This window comes from Amycolatopsis sp. NPDC028719 (assembly GCF_055565395.1).
Map to the genome: position 1 here is coordinate 354,381 of NZ_JBVHUL010000006.1, position 20,084 is coordinate 374,464.

The window sequence follows — 20,084 nt, forward strand, 5'->3', positions numbered from 1 at the left end:
TGCCTGTGGGGAATTCACCAAGAAGACTGGTGCTGGCGGCTTCGGTCGTCGCGCTGGCGGCGGCGTTCGTCACGTTACCGGCCGGTACCGCCGGCGCGGCCCAGAACATCGTGCGTGCCGACAAGTCGGTACCGCGCTCGTGCTTCGCGAAAGTGCTGCCCAAGGGCACCGCGGGCACCGATCGACGCGAGCTGACGTCCACTGTGGACGGACTGGTCCAGGCCCGGCTGAAGCCGGCCTCGGGCGCCGAAGGCGACTGGGACGTCGCCGTGTTCGACAAGGCGACGGGCGCGGTGGTCGCCGCCTCCACGGCGTTGCGCACCCACGAACTCGCCGAAAGCTTCGTGAAGAAGGGTCAGCAGCTCGTCGTCCAGGGCTGCCGCTACGGCGGCTCGGCCGACCGGGCCCAGCTCGGCGTCGACTTCCTGGCGCTGACCCCGCAGGGCACGCCGACGACCGCGCAGAAGGCGCAGCTGGTCCGGGTCGAGACGCCGACGCGCGCCGACAAGAACAAGCTGACGGCTTCCGGCCTCGACGTCACGGAGAAGGGTGACGCGACCGGGATCGAGGTCGTCCTCGCCGACGACGCCGACCGCCAGCTGCTCAAGAACAGCGGCTTCAAGTCGAAGGTGATCGAAGCCGACCTCTCGGCCAAGTCGGTCCAGGACGCGAAGACCGACCGCCAGTACGCCGCGAAGACCGCCGCTTCGGTGCTGCCGTCCGGGCGCACGAGCTACCGGCACCTCTACGACTACAACTACGAGCTCAAGGAACTGGCCCGCAAGAACCCCGGCCTCGTCTCGGCGTTCACCATGCCCGAGTCGACCTGGGAAGGCCGTGACGTCGTCGGCGTCGAGATCGCCACCGACGTCAAGAACGTCACCGACGGCAAGCCGGTGAACTTCACCATGGGCGTGCACCACGCCCGGGAGTGGCCGGCCGCCGAGCACGTCATCGAATGGGCTTACGAGCTGGTCAACGGGTACTCCCGCGACGCCGGGATCCGCAGCCTGGTCGGCAAGACTCGCAACATCGTCGTGCCGATCATCAACCCCGACGGCTTCGAGATCTCCCGCGAGGCCGAGCCGAAGGGCGACTTCACCCGGTTCGACTACGAGATGAAGCGCAAGAACTGCAACGTCAACGACTCGCCGCCGCAGTACGCCACCGGCGTCTGCAAGGCCAACCCCGGCGGCCGCGTCCGCGGCACCGACCCGAACCGCAACTACGGGGGCTTCTGGGGCGGCGCCGGCGCCGAGCTCGCCTGGAGCGGCGACACCTTCCGCGGGTCCGCGCCGTTCAGTGAGCCCGAAGTGCGCAACGTGCGCTCGATCGTGTCGTCGCGCCAGGTGACCAACCTGATGACGATGCACACGGTGGCCGCGCTGGTGCTGCGCCCGCCGGGCGTGGCCGACGTCCGGCCGCCGCTGGAGGAGCCGGCCTACAAGGCCCTCGGCGACAAGATGGCGTCGCGCAACGGCTACACCAGCCAGCCGAGCTGGGCGCTGTACGACACCACCGGCAGCACCGAGGACTGGTCGTACTGGGCCACCGGCGGGTGGGGCTTCACCATCGAGGTCGGCGGCAACGGCTTCCACGGTCCCTACGCCGACAGCGTCGTCGCGGAGTACGCGGGCCTCGCACCGTCGAGCGGGGCCGGCAAGGGCGGCAACCGGCAGGCTTTCCTGGACCAGCTGGGCAGCGCGGCCGACCCGCAGCAGCACTCGACGCTGATCGGTTCGGCGCCGAAGGGCTACCAGCTCAAGCTGCACAAGACGTTCCAGACGCCGACGTCGCCGGTGATCCAGCCCGACGGCTCCACCAAGCCGCCGATCTACATCACCGACGACCTGAACTCGAAGTTCACCACGACCGGCGGCCGGTTCGCCTGGTCGGTCAACCCGTCGACCCGGCCGTACGTGGCCGGCCGCTACGGGCGCGACCCGCAGGGCCCGGCGCAGCAGGGTATCGCGGTGACCAACCCGGCCGGGGTGCCGCCGATCAACCAGAACTACCCGGCCGACCCAGCGGGTGACTCGTTCACCTTCCACGTGAACGGCCTGCCGCAGGTCGACAACGGGAAGTTCAGCGTCAACATCAACTGGGCGAACACGGCGACCGACTGGGACCTGTTCATCTACGACGCGGCGGGCAACCTGGTCAGCTCGTCGGCGAACGGCGGCACGACGTCCGAGCACGCCGTGCTGTTCGACCCGCCGGCCGGCGACTACCGCGCCGTGGTGGTCAACTACGACCAGGCCGACCCGGCCACGGTCGACGACTGGAGCGGTGACGTGTCGTTCGCGTCGCCGATCCCGCCGACCTACGGGCCCAAGGAGGCTTACCAGCTGACGTGCACGTCGCCCAAGGGCCAGCTGGTGGGCGTGGCGGACGTGTACGCCGACCGCGGCCAGACGGTCGACGTCGGCGAGGTCTGCACCCGCTCCGCGCACGCGCAGAAGCAGCGCGCTTCGGGTGGGGCTCGGTAGGTTCGTTCGATTCGGTTTGATTCGTGAAGGCCTCCTCGCTCTCGGGCGGGGAGGCCTTCACGGCGTTGCGGCGAGGATGAGGCCGAGGACCACGAGGATCGTGCCGACGACGCGGTCGAGGGCGGGTTTCGCGTGGGCGTACCAGCGCCGGGTGGCGGGGGCGGAGAACAGCAGGGCCACGGACAGGTGCCAGGCGGCCGAGGTGGCCAGGATGAGCGCGACGGCGGCGGCTTTGACGGCGGCGGGTTCGGTCGGCGGGAGCGCGGCGGTGAGCACGCTGCCGAAGAACGCGGCGGCTTTCGGGTTGGTCAGGTTGCTGACCACGCCTCGGCGAAAGGGGTTCCCCTTCCGAGACCGGCGCCGGTTGCCGGTGGCACGGAGGTCGCGAATGACTCATTCGGGACCTCCGGCGCCGCGAACGAGTCATTCGCGACGCCGGAGTCGCGCGGCGGGGCTTCGGCGGGGCGGTTTCCGGGTGGTGGAGCTTCCTCGGTCCTGCGTTCTTGCGGTGCGGTCTCGTTCCCGCGGTTCGCGGTCTCCTGCGGTTCGCGGGCCCGCAGCCACAGCCGCACGCCGAGCCAGGCCAGATAGCCGCCGCAGACGACGCGCAGGCCGGCGGCCAGCCACGGCGCGCGGGCGAGCACACCGCCCAGCCCGAAGACGGCAACGGCGGCCAGCACCCCACCCGCGGCGACCACCCCGAGCGCGACCGCCACCGCGGCCCGCCGGGTACCGGCCGCGGCGGTGTGCGCGATGAGCACGAAGTTCGGACCGGGGGAGACGGCCGCCGGCAGGTAGGCCAGCAGCACAGCGCCCAGCGTGGCGGCGGAATTCACACGGCCAGCCTCGCACGGGCGCCGCAAGACGGGCCGGCCGCGCACGGGCCGACTCTCCGGGTACGCGGGCCGACTCTCCAGGTGCGCGAGCTGCGCCCTCGGCACGCGGAGCGACTCTCCAGGTACGTGAGCCGGCCCCCCAGGTGCGCGAGCCGACTCTCCAGGTACGCGGGCCGACCTCCGGGATGAGCCGGCCGGGCTTCCGGCTTGAGCGGGCCGCTGGCTCGGCTGCGACGGGCCTCGGCTGTTGGTCGCGAGGCAGACGGTCGGCTCACCGGCCGACCCCTCCCGGCACGCGAGCCGACTCTCGCGATTCGCGGGCCGACCCCTCGGGCCGACTCGCCGGCACAAGGCGGCCGCCGGCTCGCTCACCAGCGCAGCGAGGTACACCCGATGCCCGCGATGTGGCCCGGCAACTTCACCCCGGAGCTCAGGCCGCCCGGCCGCCGCCCACTACCTGGTCGCGCATCGTCCTCAGCGCCTCGTGATCCACAGTGGACGGATCCGCCGCGAGCCACTCGCCGATCTCGTGCAGGAACTCCTCGGGCGTCATCGGGGCGGCGGGCAGCTCGCCCGGGTCGGCCGTCGTCAAGTCGCCGCTGCGGCTCGGGTACACGATCATCGCGCCGCGCAGCGCCACTCCGGGCAGCAGGTCGCGGTACGCCGCGAGGCTCTCGGCCAGCCGGCTGCCGCCGCCGCGGAAGGGGCGGCCGTTGCGCAGCAGCCTGCCGTCCTCGGCCGTCTCGTAATGGCCCGGCAGCCACAGCTTCGATTCGATCAGCACCAGCCGCTTGCCGCACAGCACCGCGTGGTCGACGTCGGCGAACACCGACCCGGGCCACGCGAGCCCGTGGAAGATCCGCGCTCCGGGCAGCCGGGTCAGGTAGGTCTCGAGCAGGTCGGCGGTGAGGCGCTCGGCGAGCTCTTCGCGCTCGGTGCCGGGCGCGCCGAACACGGTGCGGCCGCCGAACTCCTCCGCGTACGCCTCGCGGGCCTTGTTCGCCCGCAGGTAGCCGCGGGCCAGGCGCTGGACGAGCAGCGCCGTGCCGGCGGTGAGCAGCAGCCAGACGATCAGCACCGGCGTGCTGAACCCGACCCCGGTGACCAGCGGCAGCAGCACCAGCACCATCCCGCCCACCGCGGCGACCACCGGCGTGTGCCCGGGCCCGCGGCGGCGGCCGTGGCGCATCCGCGTGTCCTGCCCGGCGAAGTGCCACCAGCTCAGGTCTTCGGCGTCCAGTTCGGGCAGGTCGGGGACGAACCCGGGCTCGTCCCCGAAACGTCTCCGGGGCCGCGGCCGGACCGGGACGGGCACCACGGTCGCGCCGCCCGAGTCGTACCGCGCGCGGGCGATCGGGTCGCTCAGGACGTCGTAGGCCTCGCGGAGCAGCCGGAACGTGCCGACGGTGCCCCCGCCGTCCGGGTGCATGGTCTTCGCCAGCCGGCGGTAGGCCGTCTTGACGTCGGCCGCCGTGGCGTCCCGGCGGACGCCGAGCACCTCGTAGTAGTCGACGTCGGGCACGCGGGCGTTCACCTCCGGTTGGCTGCGCGAAGACTTTATGGGACCGCGTTTCCGGCCCCGTCACCGCCTCGGCGGCGCGTCGGGGTGATGTCTTCCGGCGCAGGTCAGTGCGTGTCAGGAGTTCTATCGCCGACGGCGCCCGGATCGCACGGCCGGTTCGGCGGCGCGGGCGGTCCGCGTGACGGGTTCGCGGACGGGGCGTTCGACGCGTTTGCCGTGCTCCGCCAGTGTCCATTGAGGACTTCACGTCACCCGGAAGTGTTGTCGAGGCGCGAAATATCGGCGACTTGGTGACGTTTCGTAGTCGTATTTCACCCGAAGAGAAGCGAACAGATGTTCGATTACCCGGCTACGATGGAGGCGTGTCCCCGGCACTCCCCAGACGTGACGGGCCCACCGCCACCCCACCTCGGCAGCGGGCCCGTCACCCCGTCACCGCTCGCGTAGCAGGAAGCGCTGCAGCTTCCCGCTCGCGTTGCGCGGCAAGGCGTCGATGAACCGCACTCGGCGCGGGTACTTGTACGGCGCCGCAACGGCTTTGGCGTGCTCCTGCAGGGCGTGCACGAGGTCCGGGCCGGGGGTGGCGCCGGGGCGCGGCACGACGAAGGCGGTCACGACCGCGCCCCGATCCGGGTCGGGCGTGCCGACGACCGCGCACTCGTCGACGTCCGGGTGGCTCAGCAGTACCTCTTCGACCTCGGGAGCGGCGATGTTGTAACCGGAGGAGACGATCATGTCGTCGCTGCGCGCCACGAACCGGAAGTAGCCGCCGGGTTCGCGGACGTAGGTGTCGCCGGTGATGTTCCAGCCGTCGCGGACGTAGTCGGCCTGCCGTGGGTCCTCGAGGTAGCGGCAGCCGGTGGGGCCCTGCACGGCGAGCAGCCCGGGCGTGCCGTCGGGCGCGGGTGTGCCGTCGATGTCCAGCACGGCGGCGCGGAACCCGGGCACGACGGTGCCGGTGGTGCCGGGGCGGGCGGCGTCGTCGGCCGCGGAGATGAAGACGTGCAGCATCTCCGTGCTGCCGATGCCGTCGATGAGCGGGCGGCCGACGAGGTCGCGGTACTGCTCGGCCACGGCGGCGGGCAGGGCTTCGCCGGCGGAGACGGCGCGGCGCACGCCCTTGAGGAGCGGGCCGTCGCCGGCGCCGAGGATCGCGCGGTAGGCGGTCGGCGCCGTGAACAGCACGGTCACCGACCGCTCGGCGACGATCGAGGCCAGCTCCCGGGGCGTGGCGCGTTCCAGGAGGAGCACGGACGCGCCGGCGTGCAGCGGGAAGACGAGGAGGCCGCCGAGGCCGAAGGTGAACGCGAGGGGAGGGGTGCCGCAGAAGAGGTCGTCCGCGATGGGGCGCACGACGTGCCGGGAGAACGTGTCGGCGATCGCCAGCAGGTCGCGGTGGAAGTGCATCGTCGCCTTGGGCGTGCCGGTGGTGCCGGAGGTGAAGGCGAGCAGCGCGACGTCGTCGGCGGCGGTCGGCACGTCGGCGAAGGTCGCCGGGTGCCGCGCGCAGCGCCCGGCGAGGTCGGTGCCGTAGGAGACGACGGGCAGCCCGGGCGGCAGCTCGTCGAGCAGGCGCTCGTCGCACAGGGCGACGGCCGGCCGCGCCCGGTCGACGATCTTGTCGAGCTCGTGGCGGCGCAGCATCGGCATCGTGGTGACGGCGACGGCGCCGGCCTTGAGGACGCCCAGCCAGCAGGCCGCCAGCCACGGCGTGTTGGTGCCGCGCAGCAGCACGCGGTTCCCGGGGACGATCCCGAGTTCGGTGGTGAGGACGTGCGCGACGCGGTTGGCGCGCGCGAGCACCTCGCCGTAGGTCCAGGTCTCGTCGAGGGAGCGCAGGCACGGCCGGTCGGCTCCGAAGCGCTCGACGGCGCCGTCGAGCAGCGCGGTGGCGGCGTTGAGCCGGTCGGGGTAGGTGAGCTCGGGGAGGTCGAAGACGAGCCGCGGCCACTGGTCCCCGGGCGGCAGCCGGTCACGGCAGAACGAGTCGGTGTGAGCGCTGGGAGTAAGCCTCATCGCAGCTCCTCGGATCGGCCTGGACCACAGGAAACGTAGCACTCGTTGCGACCGTCGAGAAGACGCTATGTCGCACCGATGACGGCGGCGACGAGAAGGCGATATCTGTCCGTGGGCCGGGGACCGCGCAGAGTGACGGCCACGGCGGCCGAACCGGATGCGGTACGGGCCGCCCGAAACCGCGAGGCCGTCCACCACGTTTCGCCCGGCGCCACCGTGGTAGCCACCGATCATGGTGAGCGTCGGGTACTTCCTCTCCTCCGAAGAGTTCTCTCCCCGCGAGCTGGTCCGCCAGGCCCGGCTCGCGGAGGACGCCGGGTTCGAGCGGCTGTGGATCTCCGATCACTTCCACCCCTGGCTCGACGAACAGGGCAACAGCCCCTTCGTCTGGTCGGTGATCGGCGCGCTCAGCGAGGTCACCTCACTGCCGATCTCCACCGCCGTGACCTGCCCGATCATCCGGATGCACCCCGCCGTCGTCGCGCAGGCCGCCGCCACCGCCGCCGTGCAGTGCGAAGGCCGGTTCGTGCTCGGGGTGGGCACCGGGGAGGCGCTCAACGAGCACGTCACCGGCGCGCAGTGGCCGCCGCCCGCGGTGCGGCTCGAGATGCTCGAAGAAGCCGTCGACGTCATCCGGCAGCTGCACACCGGGAAAGAGGTCAACCACCGCGGCCGCCACTACACCGTCGATCACGCGCGGCTCTACACCGTGCCCGACGAGCCGGTGCCCATCTACGTGTCCGCCTTCGGTCCGGCGGCGGCGGAACTCGCCGCCCGGGCCGGTGACGGCTTCTGCACCGTCATGCCCGACGCCGACCTCGTCCGGAAGTATCGGGCCGCCGGCGGTGGCGGCAAGCCGGTGCAGGGCGGCCTGAAGGTCTGCTGGGCCGAGTCCGAAGAGGACGGTGCCCGCACCGCGCACCAGCGCTGGCGCAACGAACTGCTGCCCGGCAAGCTGCCCTCGATCCTGCCGACCCCGGCCGACTACGCCGCCGCGGCGAGCCTGGTCACCGAGGACATGGTCCGCGGGCAGTTCCCGTGCGGGCCGGACGCCGACCGGCACGTCGAAGCCGTCCGCGAGTTCGCCGACGCCGGGTTCGACGAGGTCTACGTCCAGCAGATCGGTCCGGACCAGGAGAAGTTCTTCGAAGCCTGGCGCACGCAGGTGCTTCCCCGGCTCTGACCGCCCTCACCCGTCCGCGGACAGGGCGGGCGGCGCGACCGTGGCGTCCGGCTGGTTCGCGCGGCGCAGCGCGTCGGCGACGAACCCGTTCGCCTTCAGCTCTTCGACCAGCTCGCGCAGGAACGCGACCGTCGCGGGCCGGCGAGCCGGCGTGGTGCCGACCGCCTGCCGGATCTGCATGAACCGCTCCGGAAGCACGCGCGTGCCGGGATGGCCGGCCACATAAGCGGTCATCGGCTGCCGGATCCCGGCGGCCACCTCGAGCCCCTGCTCCTCGAACGCGACGACCCCGTCCGGGCCGCGCACGACCGTCGCGTGCGCAAGGGTCCGCGTCAGGAACAGGTCGTAGGCCGAGCCCTGCTTCACACCGACCCGGACGCCCGGCCGGTCGACGTCCGCGGGCGAGCCGAACGGCGAATCCTCAGGAACCACGTACACGCCTTCGATGACGACGTAAGGCGCGGTGAAGGCCACCGAAGCCGCGCGCGCCGGCTCGATCGCCAGGAAGCAGAGGTCGGCCGCGTCCGAGGTCAGAGCCTCGAACGACTTCCGGGCCGCGTCGAAGCAGACGAACTCCACCGGCACGTCCAGCCTCGCGGCCACTTCGCGCGCGAGGTCGACCGTGACCCCGCCGGGCGCGTCGGGCGTCCCGTGGGCCAGCACGGGGTTGCCGAGGTTGACGGCGGCACGCAGCACACCGGTGGGCGCGAGGTCGGCAGCAAGATCTCCCATGACCCGCGAGGGTAACGGCGAGAGCGGCGCCCGGCGCCCGGATGTCGCTCACGCCACCGGCGGTTCCTCCGCCGTCGTCAGCTCGAAGACCGTCTCCTGGTGGTAGACCTCGCCCGGCCGCAGCACCGTGCTCGGGAAGTCCGGCCGGTTCGGCGAGTCCGGGAAGTGCTGGGCCTCCAGCGCGAAGCCCGCGCCGGGGCTCGCGAGGTAGTTGCCCGAATAGAACTGCAGACCCGGCTCGGTCGTCCACATCGTCAGCAGCCGGCCGGACGTCGGCTCCCACGCGCGGGCGGCGAACGGCGCGCCGTCGTCGAGGACCCAGTTGTGGTCGTAGCCGCGGCCGATCGCCAGCTGGGGGTCGGGGTCGCCGAGGCGGGCGCCGATCGTCGCCGCGTCGCGGAAGTCGAACGGCGTGCCCTCGACCGGGGCCGGGTCGCCCACCGGGATCAGGTCCTCGTCGGTGGGGCAGTAGGCGCTGCCGGCGATCGACAGCGCGTGGTCGTACACGGTTCCGCCGCCGGCCAGGTTCCAGTACGTGTGGTTGGTCAGGTTGACGACCGTCGGCGCGTCCGTGGTCGCGCGGTAGGTGATGTGCAGCCGCTCACCGAGGCGGTACGTCACCTCCACCGCGAGCCGGCCGGGGTAGCCCTGGTCGCCGTCCGGGCTGACCAGCGTGAGCCGGACGCCGTCGGGGACCGGGGTCGCCGACCACACCCGCGTGTCGAAGCCGGCCGGGCCGCCGTGCAGGCTGTTCTTCCCGTCGTTCACCGGTACGCGGTGCAGGACGCCGTCGAGGCTGAACGCGCCGCCGGCGATCCGGTTGGCGAACCGGCCGATCACGGCGCCGAGAAAGACCCGCGGGGCGCCGGGCCGGTTGTTCGCGACGTAACCGTCGAGGCCGGGGTAACCGAGGACGACGTCGGCGCGCCGCCCGGAAAGGTCCGGGGCGTCCACCGACTGGAGGACGCCGCCGTAGTCGAGCACGCGGACGGTGAGCCCGCCGGGCCGCGCGAGCGTGTACCGGTGGACGTCGGTACCGCCGAGGCGCCCGAACAGCTCCCGGGTGAGTTCGGTGTGCGTCATCGACCAGCCCCTCCGCCCATGCTGTTAGCGCTAACAGAATGGGGGAGACGGCGCCGCGGGGTCAAGGGTCAGTGCTCGCCCGGCGGCGGCGTGCCCAGCAGCTGGTGCGCCCGCAAGGCCATCTGGATCTCCAGCCGCCGCGCCGGATCCGCCAGCCGGTCGCCGAAGAGGTCGCTCAGCTGGCTCACGCGGTAGCGGACCGTCTGCGGGTGCACGCCCAGCGCCTGCGCGATGTCCGGCGTGTTCCCGTTGTGCTCCAGCCAGCTCAGCAACGTCTCCGCGAGCCGGACCTGCTGCTTCACCGTCAGGCTCGCGAACGGCGCCAGGGCCTTCGCCGAGAGCTGGTCGAGCAGGAACCGGTCCAGCAGCAGCCAGTGCGTCGCCAGGTGGTCGTCCGTGTGCGTCACCGCGTGGTCGCCCACCAGCCCGCGGCGGACCAGGCCGAGCGTGCGGCGCGCCCACAGTGCCGACGTCGCGGCGTCGGCCGGCCGGACCCGGGGACCGACGGCCGCGCGCCAGCCCGGCAGCCGGCCTTCGAGACCGCGCAGATCGCGGTCCGGGTTGGGGGTCAGCAGGCAGGGCTCGGCGCCTTCGAGGTCGAGCAGGACGTCGCCGGGGACCTGCGGAGCCGGGGTCAGGTGCTGTTCGCTGCGCGGGTCGAGCGCGACGACCGTGACCCACTCCGGCATGGTCCACTTCGCGGCCTCGGCCATCGTCGCGATCGTCGCCGGCGACGACGGCGGGCCGCCCAGGAGGAGCTCGAGCAGCCGGCGGCGACGGCGTTCGAGCGTGCCGGTCGCCATCGCCTGCGCCAGCGTGTACCCCTCGACCGAATACGCCGAAATCTCTTCCACGTAGGCGAAGATCGCCTCCGCGCCGACGCACAGCACGGCCGCCGGGAAGCGGTGGGCCTGGCCCAGCTCGGCGAAGTACCGCCACGCCGCGCGCCCGCCCGCGCGGTAGGCGGCCTGCAGCGAGTTCAGGCTGTCCCCGTCGTGGTGGACCCGCTTTCCGACCTCGCGGAACAACTTCGGCCAGTTGTCCACAGTGGACGGGAGCGCGTCGATGCTGTCGATGCAGCTGACCACGGCCCGCTCGATCGCCAGCACGATCATCTTCCCGAACTCGCCTTCGAGGGGCTTGGCGTATTCGGGCACGGCCCGCTGGATCTCTTCGAGGATCCGCCGGGCCAAAGGATCGGCGTGCGGCCGGAACCGCCGCGCGAGCTCGGCCGGCAGCGAACACCACAGCTGGTGCGCCCGGCCGGTGCCACGGGGGCGCGGGACGGTGATCGTCCGGGTCATGGCCACCCCTCTTCCGCATCGTCGCGAAGGGCCATGTACGCACACGGAAACGAGATTGGCAACCGCCCGGACCGGGTTCTGTCACGCGGGGACCAACGGCCGCGCGCGATTTTGTCACGCGGCCGACAAGCGGCGGAACACTCACGGCCGCAAGGGTTTCCGGACCGCGATTTGTGCGCCCGGACCGTATCTTCGCGGCCCTTTCCGTGGTTAGCGTGAGCACCATGACGGGCGTCGTTGCGTGGTGCTTCCGCTGCTCCGGCGTGGTCGTCGCGGTGTGGCTGACGCTGCTGGCCGGGCTCGTCGCCGCCGTGCTGCACGCCGGCGCGGACTTCCGCGACACGGTCGACCTGCCGGCCGCGGACAGCACCGCCGCGGCCCGGCTGCTGCACAGCACCGGCAGCGAAGAGCACGTCGTCGTCCGCGCGCCGGACGGCCCGGTCGACACCGGCACCGGCCGCGCCCGGCTCGACGCGTTCGCCGCCCGGCTGGCGGCGCTCCCGCACGTCGTGGCCGTCGGGCCGCTGCCCGGCCAGGTGTCGGACGACCACCGGACGGCGATCCTGCCGGTCCGGTTCGACGCGCCGGCCGCCGACCTCGGCCAGGACACGGCGGACGCCTTCGCGGCCGTCGTCCGGGCCGCCGGCGACCTCACCGCCGGGGCGTCGGGGGAGCTCGCCGCGATGACGGCCACCGCGCCGGACCTGGGCAACGCCGGGATCGGCCTGCTCGCCGCGGCCCTCGTGCTGCTGGTGACGTTCCGCTCGGTGGCGTGCGTCGTGCTGCCGGTCCTCACCGCGTCGGTCTCGGTGGGCTGTGCGCTCGCCGTCGTCTCGCTGCTGTCGCACGTCATGACCGTCCCGAAGATCAGCACCGAGATCGCCGCGCTGCTGGGCCTCGGGGTCGGCGTCGACTACGCGTTGTTCGTGCTCACGCGGTACCGGCAGGGCCGCCGGGAAGGTGCGGAACCCGCGGCGGCGCTGGCCGTCGCGGCGGCGACGTCGGGCCGCAGCGTGGTGTTCGCCGGGATCACCGTGTGCGTCTCGCTGGCCGGCATGCTGACCGTCGGACTGCCGTTCCTCGCCGGGATCGCCGTCGCCGCCGCGGTTTCCGTGCTGCTCACCGCGTCCGCGGCGCTGACCCTGCTGCCCGCGCTGCTGCGGCCGGTGGCCCGGCGGATGCGGATCCCGGCGGAGGGCAGCGGCGGCGGCTGGGCCCGGCTGGCGCGGTCGGTGACCGGGCGGCCGGGCCCGTGCACGCTCGCCGCGCTGCTGGTCGTGGCCGTGCTCGCGCTGCCGATGACCGGGCTGCGGCTCGGCGTCCCGGACGCCGCTCTCGACCCGCCCGGCAGCGTCACCCGGACCGCCGCCGAGCTCTCGCGCGCCGGCTTCGGCCCGGGCGCCGGTGCGCCGCTGCTGGTGGTGGGCAGGGGCGACCGGTCGCCGGGCCCGCTCCGGGAGGCGCTGCTCGCCCGCGCCGACGCCGGACCGCCGGCCGCCCTGCCCGGCGGCGGCTGGCTGCTGACGGTCGTCCCGCGCACCGCGCCCGACGACCCGGCCACCGGCGAGCTGCTCGCGTGGACCCGGACGATGGCCACGGCCGTCGGCGGCCCGGACACGCACGTCGGCGGGCCGGTCGCGGCGCGGGCCGACTTCTCCGCGGCCATCACCGCGCGGCTCCCGCTGTTCTTCTTCAGCGTCGTGGGCATCTCGGTGCTGCTGCTCGCCTGGGTGTTCCGCAGCGTGCTGATCCCGCTGACGGCGGCGGCGATGAACCTGCTGACCGCGGCCGCGACGACGGGCGCGGTCGTGTTCGCCTTCGGCGGCCCGATCGAGCCGTACCTGCCGGTGTTCCTGTTCGCCGGGCTGTTCGGCCTGTCGATGGACTACGAGGTCTTCCTCATCGCGCGCATCCAGGAGGCGTGGCGCCGCCGCGGTGACACCCGCGCCGCGGTCGTCGACGGCGTCGCGGCGACCGGCCGGACCATCACCGCCGCCGCGCTGATCATGGCGCTCGTGTTCGTGGCGTTCGCCTTCGTGGACGCCCGCGCCGTGCGGGAAGCCGGGGTGGGGCTGACCGTTGCCGTGCTCCTCGACGCGGTCGTCGTCCGGTGCGTGCTGATCCCGGCGGTGATGGCGTGGCTCGGCGAAGCCAACTGGTGGTTCCCGTGGCGCTCGCGTGCTCCGGCCGCCCGCGAGCTGGCGGGGAGTGCGCGGTGACGCGGCGGACGCTGGTGCTGATCGCGCTCGGCGCGTTCGTCACGACCCTGGACAACACGATCGTCGCGGCCGGCGCGCCCTCGATCGCCCGCGACCTCGGGCTGGACCTCGGGACGCTGCAGTGGGTCGCCCTCGGGTACATGCTCCCGTTCGCCGGTCTGCTCCTGGTGGCGGGCACCCTGATCGACCGCTGGCGGCGCCGGGCGACGCTCCTGGCCGGGTTGCTCGCGTTCGGGATCGGCGCGGCCGCCGGCGGGCTGGCCGGCTCGGTGGGCCTGCTCGTCGCCGCCCGGGTGCTGCAGGGCGCGGCCGCCGCGTTCCTGGTGCCCGGCCTGCTGAGCCTGCTCCGGTCGAACCTCGACGCGCGGGGCCGGACGCTCGGCGCCGCCGTGTGGACCGCGAGCCTGGCCGCCGCGCTCGCGCTGGGCCCGGCGCTCGGCGGGCTGCTGAGCGGATATCTCGGCTGGGCCTGGATCTTCTACGTCAACCTCCCGTTCGTGGCGGCGATGCTCGTGCTGCTGCCGGGGACGGTGCCGCCCGGCCGGGACCCGTCGGGACCGCGCCCGGCCGCCGGGGCGATGACGGTCGCGACGGCGAGCCTGGTCCTGCTCACCGCGGCGCTCGTCGAACTGGCCGAGGACGCGCGGACCGGGATTGCCCTGCTCGCCGCGGGCACCGCGCTCGGCCTGGGGTTCGTGCTCCGAGAGCGGCGGGCGCGGGAACGGCTGGTACCGGCGGATCTGACCGGCAACCGGGTGTTCGCCGGCTCGCTCGCCGTGCAGGTGCTGTGGGGCCTCGGCATTTCGGGGATCGTCTTCTTCACGCCCTTGCTGCACCAGGAGTTCCTCGGTCTCGACCCGGTCCGGGCGGGGTTGCCGCTGGCGCTGGTCGCGGTCGCGGTGGTGGCGGCGACGCCGGCGGTCCCGGCGGCGGTGACCCGGTTCGGTCCCGGTCGGACGGTCGCGGCCGGGCTCGCCGTGGTCGCCTGCGGACTGCTCGCCCTCGCCGTCGTGAACCACGTCCCGGCCGTTCTTCCGCGGCTGCCCGGGCTGGTGCTCATCGGGGCCGGCTCGGCGTTCACGACCCCGTTGACGTCGCACGCGCTGGACGTCGTGGCACAGCGGCGGTCCGGCACGGCGTCCGGGCTGCTCACGGCGTCTCGCGAGCTCTCGAGCGCGCTGGGCGTCGCGCTGATCGGCGCCGTGCTGACGGCGGTGCGGACGACGCGGCTCGACGCGGGTGCGGCGCCGGGGGTGGCGCTGGCCGCGGGGTACACGGCCGGCCTCCTCGCCGCGGCCGGGCTGACGCTCACCGGCGCGCTGCTGGCCGTGCGCGTGTTGCGGAGCCGATCCGTCGTGAACTCGTCGCCGCGTGACAAACGCGTGGTGCCGTAATCCGCGTGCCGGTGAGTGCCGGAATCCGCTCGATTGACAACGGCCCGGGAGCGGCTATTCACTGCCCGCCTGACTCTGCCGGTCGACAACCACGGAAATCCCCTGTGAAGGAGCGGCGATGAGAGCAACCCTGCTGGCACTGGCCGTGATGATCCTGGTCGCGAGCGGCGTCACGGCCGCCCAGGCGAGCCCGGTCGTCGCCGATGACGGCGCGAAGGTCGTCGAAGAGACCTGGCTCGACGCCCGGACCGTGGACCTGAAGATCGACTCCCCGGCACTCGGCACCACCGGCATGGTCCGGCTGATCGTGCCGTCCGGGTGGGCCGCGCAGCCCACCCGGACGTGGCCGGTGCTGTTCCTGCTGCACGGGTGCTGCGAGCCCGTCGACTACCGCTCGTGGGACCAGTTCACCGACGTGAAGGCGTTCACCGCCACCCGGGACGCGCTCGTCGTGATGCCGACGGACGGACCGGCCGGGATGTACACGAAGTGGTGGAACTTCGGGCTGTCGAACAAGCCCGACTGGGACACGTTCCACACCGCGGAGGTGCGCCAGATCGTCGAACGCGGGTATCACGGCGGCACGCGCCGGGCGATCGCCGGGCTGTCGATCGGCGGGTACGGCGCGTTCGCCTACGCGTTCCGGCACAAGGGGATGTTCGCCGCGGCGGCGTCCTACAGCGGTGTGCCGAACACGCTCTACCCCGGGATCCCGGTCTGGATCGCCGGCATCCTCGCCCGCGCCGGGATCTTCAACTACCTCAACCTCTGGGGCGACTCCTTCGGGATGCAGCCGATCTGGTCCGCGCGCAACCCCTACGACCACGTCCAGGACCTGCGCGGCACGGCGCTCTACATCTCCTGCGGCAACGGGCAGACCGGGCCGCTCGACCCACCAGGGCAATCCGACGTGCTGGAGCCGTCGGCGCTGTTGTCCTCCCGGAGTTTCACCGACAAGCTGCGCCAAGCCGGCATCCCGGCGACCGTCGACTACTACGGGCCGGGCACGCACAGCTGGCCGTACTGGCAGCGGGCCCTGCACAACTCGTGGCCGGTGCTCGCCGGCGCACTCGGCCTGCCCGCCTGAGCGCTGTCCGGTCAGACCTTGCTCGCGGCGAAGGCGGCCGCATCGGCCGCGTCGCCGCCGTAGCTCAAGTGGGCCGGGAAGTTCGCGCCGCCGGGCTGGCAGACCGGATCGCCGGCGGCGCAGTAATCCTTGGTGCGGCTCTGGTACGGGCCGGTCACCTGCCGGCCGATCGCGCGGATCGGGTTGCCGAACAGCAGCACCGCCGCGATCCGCGGGGCCAGCTCCGCCGGGATGGTCGCGACGATCGGGCCGCCGACGACCGCGCCGTCGCTGCTGACGCCGATCGAGTTGTCGACGACGTTGGCGCCCTGGGAGTAGCCGACCAGCACGAACCGCTGCTGCGGACACGCCGCGGCCTGCGCCTTGACGTGGTTCACCAGGTCGGTGTTGCCCTTCTGGACCGACGCGGGTTCGCCGAGGTCGGCGGGGTAGTTCACGGGGTAGCTGCTCAGCGAGCGGGGCCGCAGGGAGTTCCGCACGGCCTGGTAGACGGGATCGCCGACGACGAACCCCAGCGTGCCGGGCTCGAACGTGCCGCGGGCGACCGGCACGTCGATGTCGGTGCAGGGCGCGGCCGACGCGACCGGCGCGGTGGCGACGGCGAGCCCGGCCGCGGCGAGGCCGACGGTGATGGCGGAGGAAAGCAGACCGGAAAAACGGCGCATGGCTGATCTCACCTTTGCTGGCGGCGGGAACGGGAATGCCCGCAAGCGCTTTCCCAAATGCGATCGCGTGCGGGGTCAGGGCAGCGTCGCAGTCAATGCCGAGCCGAGGCAAGAGTGGTTTTCGTTGATGTGGATAATTGTTCGGGCGGTGCTAAAAAATCCTTTGTGGACGCTCAGCTGACGTGCTGTGCGGCGCCGACGTGGTCCAGCAGGGCGGGGTCGAGGCCCCGCAGGGCGGCCATGACGAACCCGGTGGCCAGCTCGCCGGCCGCGATCGGGTCGACGCCGGGGGAGTGGGAGACGTGCATCGCGGCCCGGCCGACCAGGCCGACCATCATCGCGGCGAGGAGGTCCGCGCCCGGGCCCGGCGTGCGGCCGTGGGCGAGCAGGTGCTCCCGGATCCGGTCGACGACGTGCGTGGTGACGGTGTCGGCCAGGGCGCGGCGCTCGTCCGACATCTCGTCGACGGCGGAGTCGAACAACATCCGGAAGCTGTCCGGATGGGCGCCCGCGTAGCTGAACATGGCCATCACGCCGAGCCGGACGCGTTCTTCGAGCGGGCTCGTGCTCGCCGTTTCGTAGGCGGTGAGCACCCACTTCCGCACCGCGGCGACCTCCCGCGTCACGGTGGCGCGGAACAGGGCCGCTTTGTCGCCGAAATGCGCGTAGAGGGTGGGTTTGGTGGAGTCGGCGCGCTCGGCGATCAGGCCCATGGTGGCCTGGGCGTACCCGCGTTCGGCGAACACCGCGCGGGCGGCGTCGAGCAGCTCGTCGTCGGTGGGCCGGGCGGCCGGGCTCCGGCGGGTGCTGGATCGATCAGGGGAACGCGGCCGGCTCATGGAGGTGTACTGTACGGTCCCCGCTGCTTTACTGTCCGGTAAAGCTCGCCCGCCCTCGGGAGGGAACCTGGTGTCCGGCGACGGTGCTCGGCAGCAAGTCCCGGTGACGCGAGAAGTGTTCGGACGCACGGAGCTTGCCGCCCTCATGCGTCCGGCGGTGCCCGCGCTGGTGGACTGGATCGTCCGGGAGGTGTGGCGCGAGGTCCCGGTGTACGCCCGGCACGGCCGCGTGACCCGCCACGGCGTCGAATGCGCGGTGACGCTCTTCGTCGACCTGGTCGAGGATCCGCTCGCACCGCGGGACCGGCTGTACGAGACGTGCCGCCGGCTCGGCGCGGGCGAGGCGCACGAGGGCCGGACGCTCGACGACCTCCAGGTGGCCTACCGGGCCGGTACGCGCGCGGGCTGGCGCTGGATCATGCGCCTGGGCCGCCGGCACCGGCTGTCGTCGGCGGTGATGGCCCGCCTGGCGGAGATGCTGTTCGGCTACGCGGACGAGCTGGCGCGGATGTCGATCCGCGGGCACCGCGAGGCGCAGGCGGAGCTCGACGGCACGCGGGCGGGCCTGCGCCGTCGCCTGCTGCGGCTGGTGACCGGCCCGGTGGCGGTGACGGACGCGGTGCTCGCCGAGCTCGCGGCGGCGGCCGGCTGGCCGGTGCCCGAGGAGGTGGCGGCGGTCGCGATCGAGTCGCCGGTGCCGCCGTCGTGGGGACCCGGGGTACTGGCCGATCTCGAGCCGCCGCAGCCCTGTCTGGTCGTGCCGGCCCGGGTGGACGCGCGATTCGTCGCCGCTCTCGGTGTCCGGGCCGCGGTGGGCCCGCCGGTGTCCCCGACGGCCACGGCGCATTCCCTGCGCTGGGCCCGGACGACGTTGCGGCTGGTGGGCGACGGTGTCCTGCCGGACGCGCCGGTGACGTGGTGCGCGGAGCACCTGACGACGCTGTGGCTGCTGTGCGACTCGCCCTTGACGGACCAGGTGGCGCGGCAGGAGCTCGCCCCGCTGACGCAGTTCCCGGACCGCACGCGGCGGCGGCTCGGCGAGACTTTGCTGTCGTGGCTGCAGAACGGCGGCAACTCGGAGAAGATCGCGGTGGAGCTGTCCGTGCATCCGCAGACGGTCCGGTACCGCGTGCGTCAGCTGAAGCAGGCCTTCGGCGACCGGCTGGACGATCCCGAGGCGCGCTTCGCGATGCAAGCGGCGTTGCGAGCCTCGGCTTTGCGTTCCCCGGGCACGTGAAAGCCGTGAAGGCCTCCTTACCGGCATCTTCGGCCGGTAAGGAGGCCTTCACGGACTTCAGTTCTTGAGCAGCGTGGTGACGGCGTCGGCTAGCGGCGTGGTCGGGCGGCCGAGGAGGCGGCTCAGGTCGCCGGACGTCGAGGCCAGCTCGCCGTCGGCGATGCCGCGGTCGGCGTCGGCCAGCATGGCCGCCACCGGCTCGGGCAGGCCCGCGCCGACGAGTACCTTCCGGTACTGCTCGACCGTGAGGTTCTGGTAGGTGACCTCCTTGCCGGACGCGGCCGTCACGGCGGCGGCGAGGTCGGCGTAGCTGAACGGCTCGTCGCCGGCCAGCTCGTACACCCGGCCTTCGTGACCTTCGCCGGTCAGGACCTCGACGGCCGCCTCCGCGAAGTCGAGCCGCGGGACGGCGCCCAGCCGGCCGTCACCGGCCGCGCCGGCGAAGGACCCGACGGCGAGTGCCTGGCCGATCGTCTGCGCGTAGTTCTCGGTGTACCAGCCGTTGCGCAGGAACGTGAACGGCAGGCTCGACGCCCGGATGGCCTCTTCGGTGGCCTTGTGGTCCGGGGCGAGCGACAGCTTCGTCGTGTCGGCATACAGGACGCTCGTGTACGCGAGGTGGCCGACGCCGGCTTCGCGGGCGGCCGTGACCACGGCTTCGTGCTGGGCCAGCCGGCCACCCGGCGTGCTGCTCGAGATCAGCAGCACCTTGTCCGCGCCGGCGAACGCCGCGGCGAGGCTCGCGGGGTCGTCGTAGTCGGCGCGGCGCACCTGCACCCCGCGCGCGGCGAACTCGGCGGCCTTCCCCGGATCGCGCACGGCCGCGACGACCTCGGCGGGCGCCACCTTCTTCAGCAGGCCTTCCACGACCAGGCGGCCGAGCTGGCCGGTGGCACCGGTGACCACGATCATCTGCTTCTCCTCGCTGCTGCGCACTTTGCCGACGGACTGCTTACCCACAGAGTGTACTAACTTTGAGAAAGTGCAAACTCTTGGTGAGCATCCTCACCTGGGTTTTCGTCGCCGGGGAGGTACCGTTGAGGGCATGAGCGAGGCGCCGGAGTGGGTGGACGAGCACGGTGAGCTGGTGTTCGACGTGTTCGCGCAGGCGTGCACTTCGCGCGCCACGCTCGAGCACATCACCGGCCGGTGGGGGATCCTCGCGATGGTCGCGCTCCACGAGGGCACGCTCCGGTTCAACGCCCTGCGCCGCCGTGTGTCGGGCGTGAGCGAGAAGATGCTCGCCCAGACACTGCAGGCCCTCGAACGCGACGGTTTCGTCCACCGCGAGGCCCAGCCGACGATCCCGCCGAAGGTCGAGTACAGCCTCACCCCGCGCGGCCGCCGCACCGCGGTGCTCCTGCTGGCGCTCATCCAGGACGTCGAGGGCCAGATGCCCGAGGTCATGGAAGCCAACGCGAAGTACGACGCCGCGAAGCGTGACTCGTAACGGGTTCTACCCGGCATCCCCGGCTCGC

General features: G+C 72.8%; 18 protein-coding genes. 8 read left to right on the forward strand and 10 right to left on the reverse strand.

The window, feature by feature from the left end:
* Positions 1-29: 29 nt before the first annotated feature.
* Complete coding sequence (locus ACZ4TR_RS29595) at positions 30-2,489, forward strand: M14 family zinc carboxypeptidase (RefSeq protein WP_465290370.1); 2,460 nt, start codon at positions 30-32, stop codon at positions 2,487-2,489.
* A gap of 57 nt (positions 2,490-2,546) precedes the next feature.
* Here ACZ4TR_RS29595 and ACZ4TR_RS29600 read toward each other — a convergent pair whose 3' ends face one another.
* From ACZ4TR_RS29600 to ACZ4TR_RS29615, 4 genes are all read right to left on the reverse strand, one after another.
* Complete coding sequence (locus ACZ4TR_RS29600) at positions 2,547-2,813, reverse strand: LysE family transporter (protein ID WP_465290372.1); 267 nt, start codon at positions 2,811-2,813, stop codon at positions 2,547-2,549.
* On the reverse strand, positions 2,798-3,325 hold the full coding sequence (locus ACZ4TR_RS29605) for a LysE family transporter (protein ID WP_465290374.1): 528 nt from the start codon (positions 3,323-3,325) through the stop codon (positions 2,798-2,800). The genes ACZ4TR_RS29600 and ACZ4TR_RS29605 overlap by 16 nt, the downstream gene beginning before the upstream one ends.
* Positions 3,326-3,755: 430 nt before the next feature.
* Positions 3,756-4,847: a J domain-containing protein gene (locus ACZ4TR_RS29610; protein ID WP_465290377.1), complete on the reverse strand. Its 1,092-nt coding sequence runs from the start codon at positions 4,845-4,847 to the stop codon at positions 3,756-3,758.
* Positions 4,848-5,279: 432 nt separating this feature from the next.
* Positions 5,280-6,863 carry an AMP-binding protein gene (locus ACZ4TR_RS29615; protein ID WP_465290379.1) on the reverse strand — a complete coding sequence of 528 codons (1,584 nt, stop codon included), beginning with the start codon at positions 6,861-6,863 and terminating at the stop codon, positions 5,280-5,282.
* A 232-nt stretch (positions 6,864-7,095) separates the two neighbouring features.
* On the opposite strand from ACZ4TR_RS29615, the gene ACZ4TR_RS29620 reads away from it, so the two are divergent.
* Positions 7,096-8,046, forward strand: a complete 951-nt coding sequence (locus ACZ4TR_RS29620; protein WP_465290381.1) for a TIGR03557 family F420-dependent LLM class oxidoreductase — start codon at positions 7,096-7,098, stop codon at positions 8,044-8,046.
* 6 nt (positions 8,047-8,052) lie between these two features.
* Here ACZ4TR_RS29620 and ACZ4TR_RS29625 read toward each other — a convergent pair whose 3' ends face one another.
* The 3 genes from ACZ4TR_RS29625 to ACZ4TR_RS29635 form a co-directional block, all read right to left on the reverse strand.
* Positions 8,053-8,778, reverse strand: coding sequence for a transporter substrate-binding domain-containing protein (locus tag ACZ4TR_RS29625; RefSeq protein ID WP_465290383.1), 726 nt, complete (start codon positions 8,776-8,778; stop codon positions 8,053-8,055).
* Positions 8,779-8,826: 48 nt separating this feature from the next.
* Entirely contained in the window at positions 8,827-9,861 is a 1,035-nt protein-coding gene (locus ACZ4TR_RS29630; RefSeq protein ID WP_465290385.1) for an aldose epimerase family protein, read from the reverse strand.
* Between the two features lie 68 nt (positions 9,862-9,929).
* Positions 9,930-11,165: a PucR-like N-terminal domain-containing protein gene (locus ACZ4TR_RS29635; RefSeq protein WP_465290387.1), complete on the reverse strand. Its 1,236-nt coding sequence runs from the start codon at positions 11,163-11,165 to the stop codon at positions 9,930-9,932.
* A 224-nt stretch (positions 11,166-11,389) separates the two neighbouring features.
* Here ACZ4TR_RS29635 and ACZ4TR_RS29640 point away from each other — a divergent pair, with 224 nt between their 5' ends.
* The 3 genes from ACZ4TR_RS29640 to ACZ4TR_RS29650 all read left to right on the forward strand — a co-directional run bounded on the left by ACZ4TR_RS29640 (position 11,390) and on the right by ACZ4TR_RS29650 (position 15,865).
* The gene (locus ACZ4TR_RS29640; RefSeq protein WP_465290389.1) at positions 11,390-13,384 is read left to right on the forward strand and encodes an MMPL family transporter; all 1,995 of its coding nucleotides are present in this window, start codon (positions 11,390-11,392) and stop codon (positions 13,382-13,384) included.
* A complete protein-coding gene (locus ACZ4TR_RS29645; protein ID WP_465290392.1) occupies positions 13,381-14,778 on the forward strand; it encodes an MFS transporter in 1,398 nt (465 codons plus the stop codon). The genes ACZ4TR_RS29640 and ACZ4TR_RS29645 overlap by 4 nt, the downstream gene beginning before the upstream one ends.
* 148 nt (positions 14,779-14,926) lie before the next feature.
* Positions 14,927-15,865: an alpha/beta hydrolase gene (locus tag ACZ4TR_RS29650; RefSeq protein WP_465290713.1), complete on the forward strand. Its 939-nt coding sequence runs from the start codon at positions 14,927-14,929 to the stop codon at positions 15,863-15,865.
* Positions 15,866-15,876: 11 nt separating this feature from the next.
* Here the strand turns inward: ACZ4TR_RS29650 and ACZ4TR_RS29655 are convergent, their stop codons facing one another.
* A complete protein-coding gene (locus ACZ4TR_RS29655; protein WP_465290393.1) occupies positions 15,877-16,530 on the reverse strand; it encodes a cutinase family protein in 654 nt (217 codons plus the stop codon).
* On the opposite strand from ACZ4TR_RS29655, the gene ACZ4TR_RS29660 reads away from it, so the two are divergent.
* Positions 16,529-16,711, forward strand: a complete 183-nt coding sequence (locus ACZ4TR_RS29660) for a hypothetical protein (protein WP_465290395.1) — start codon at positions 16,529-16,531, stop codon at positions 16,709-16,711. The genes ACZ4TR_RS29655 and ACZ4TR_RS29660 overlap by 2 nt on opposite strands.
* Here the strand turns inward: ACZ4TR_RS29660 and ACZ4TR_RS29665 are convergent.
* Positions 16,704-17,369 carry a TetR/AcrR family transcriptional regulator gene (locus tag ACZ4TR_RS29665; RefSeq protein WP_465290397.1) on the reverse strand — a complete coding sequence of 222 codons (666 nt, stop codon included), beginning with the start codon at positions 17,367-17,369 and terminating at the stop codon, positions 16,704-16,706. The genes ACZ4TR_RS29660 and ACZ4TR_RS29665 overlap by 8 nt on opposite strands.
* A gap of 103 nt (positions 17,370-17,472) precedes the next feature.
* On the opposite strand from ACZ4TR_RS29665, the gene ACZ4TR_RS29670 reads away from it, so the two are divergent.
* The gene (locus tag ACZ4TR_RS29670; RefSeq protein ID WP_465290399.1) at positions 17,473-18,606 is read left to right on the forward strand and encodes a PucR-like N-terminal domain-containing protein; all 1,134 of its coding nucleotides are present in this window, start codon (positions 17,473-17,475) and stop codon (positions 18,604-18,606) included.
* A gap of 57 nt (positions 18,607-18,663) precedes the next feature.
* On the opposite strand, the gene ACZ4TR_RS29675 is transcribed toward ACZ4TR_RS29670, so the two are convergent.
* On the reverse strand, positions 18,664-19,518 hold the full coding sequence (locus ACZ4TR_RS29675) for an SDR family oxidoreductase (protein WP_465290715.1): 855 nt from the start codon (positions 19,516-19,518) through the stop codon (positions 18,664-18,666).
* Positions 19,519-19,651: 133 nt separating this feature from the next.
* Between ACZ4TR_RS29675 and ACZ4TR_RS29680 the strand changes: the two genes are divergently transcribed.
* Positions 19,652-20,056, forward strand: coding sequence for a winged helix-turn-helix transcriptional regulator (locus ACZ4TR_RS29680; protein WP_465290400.1), 405 nt, complete (start codon positions 19,652-19,654; stop codon positions 20,054-20,056).
* Positions 20,057-20,084: the final 28 nt, after the last annotated feature.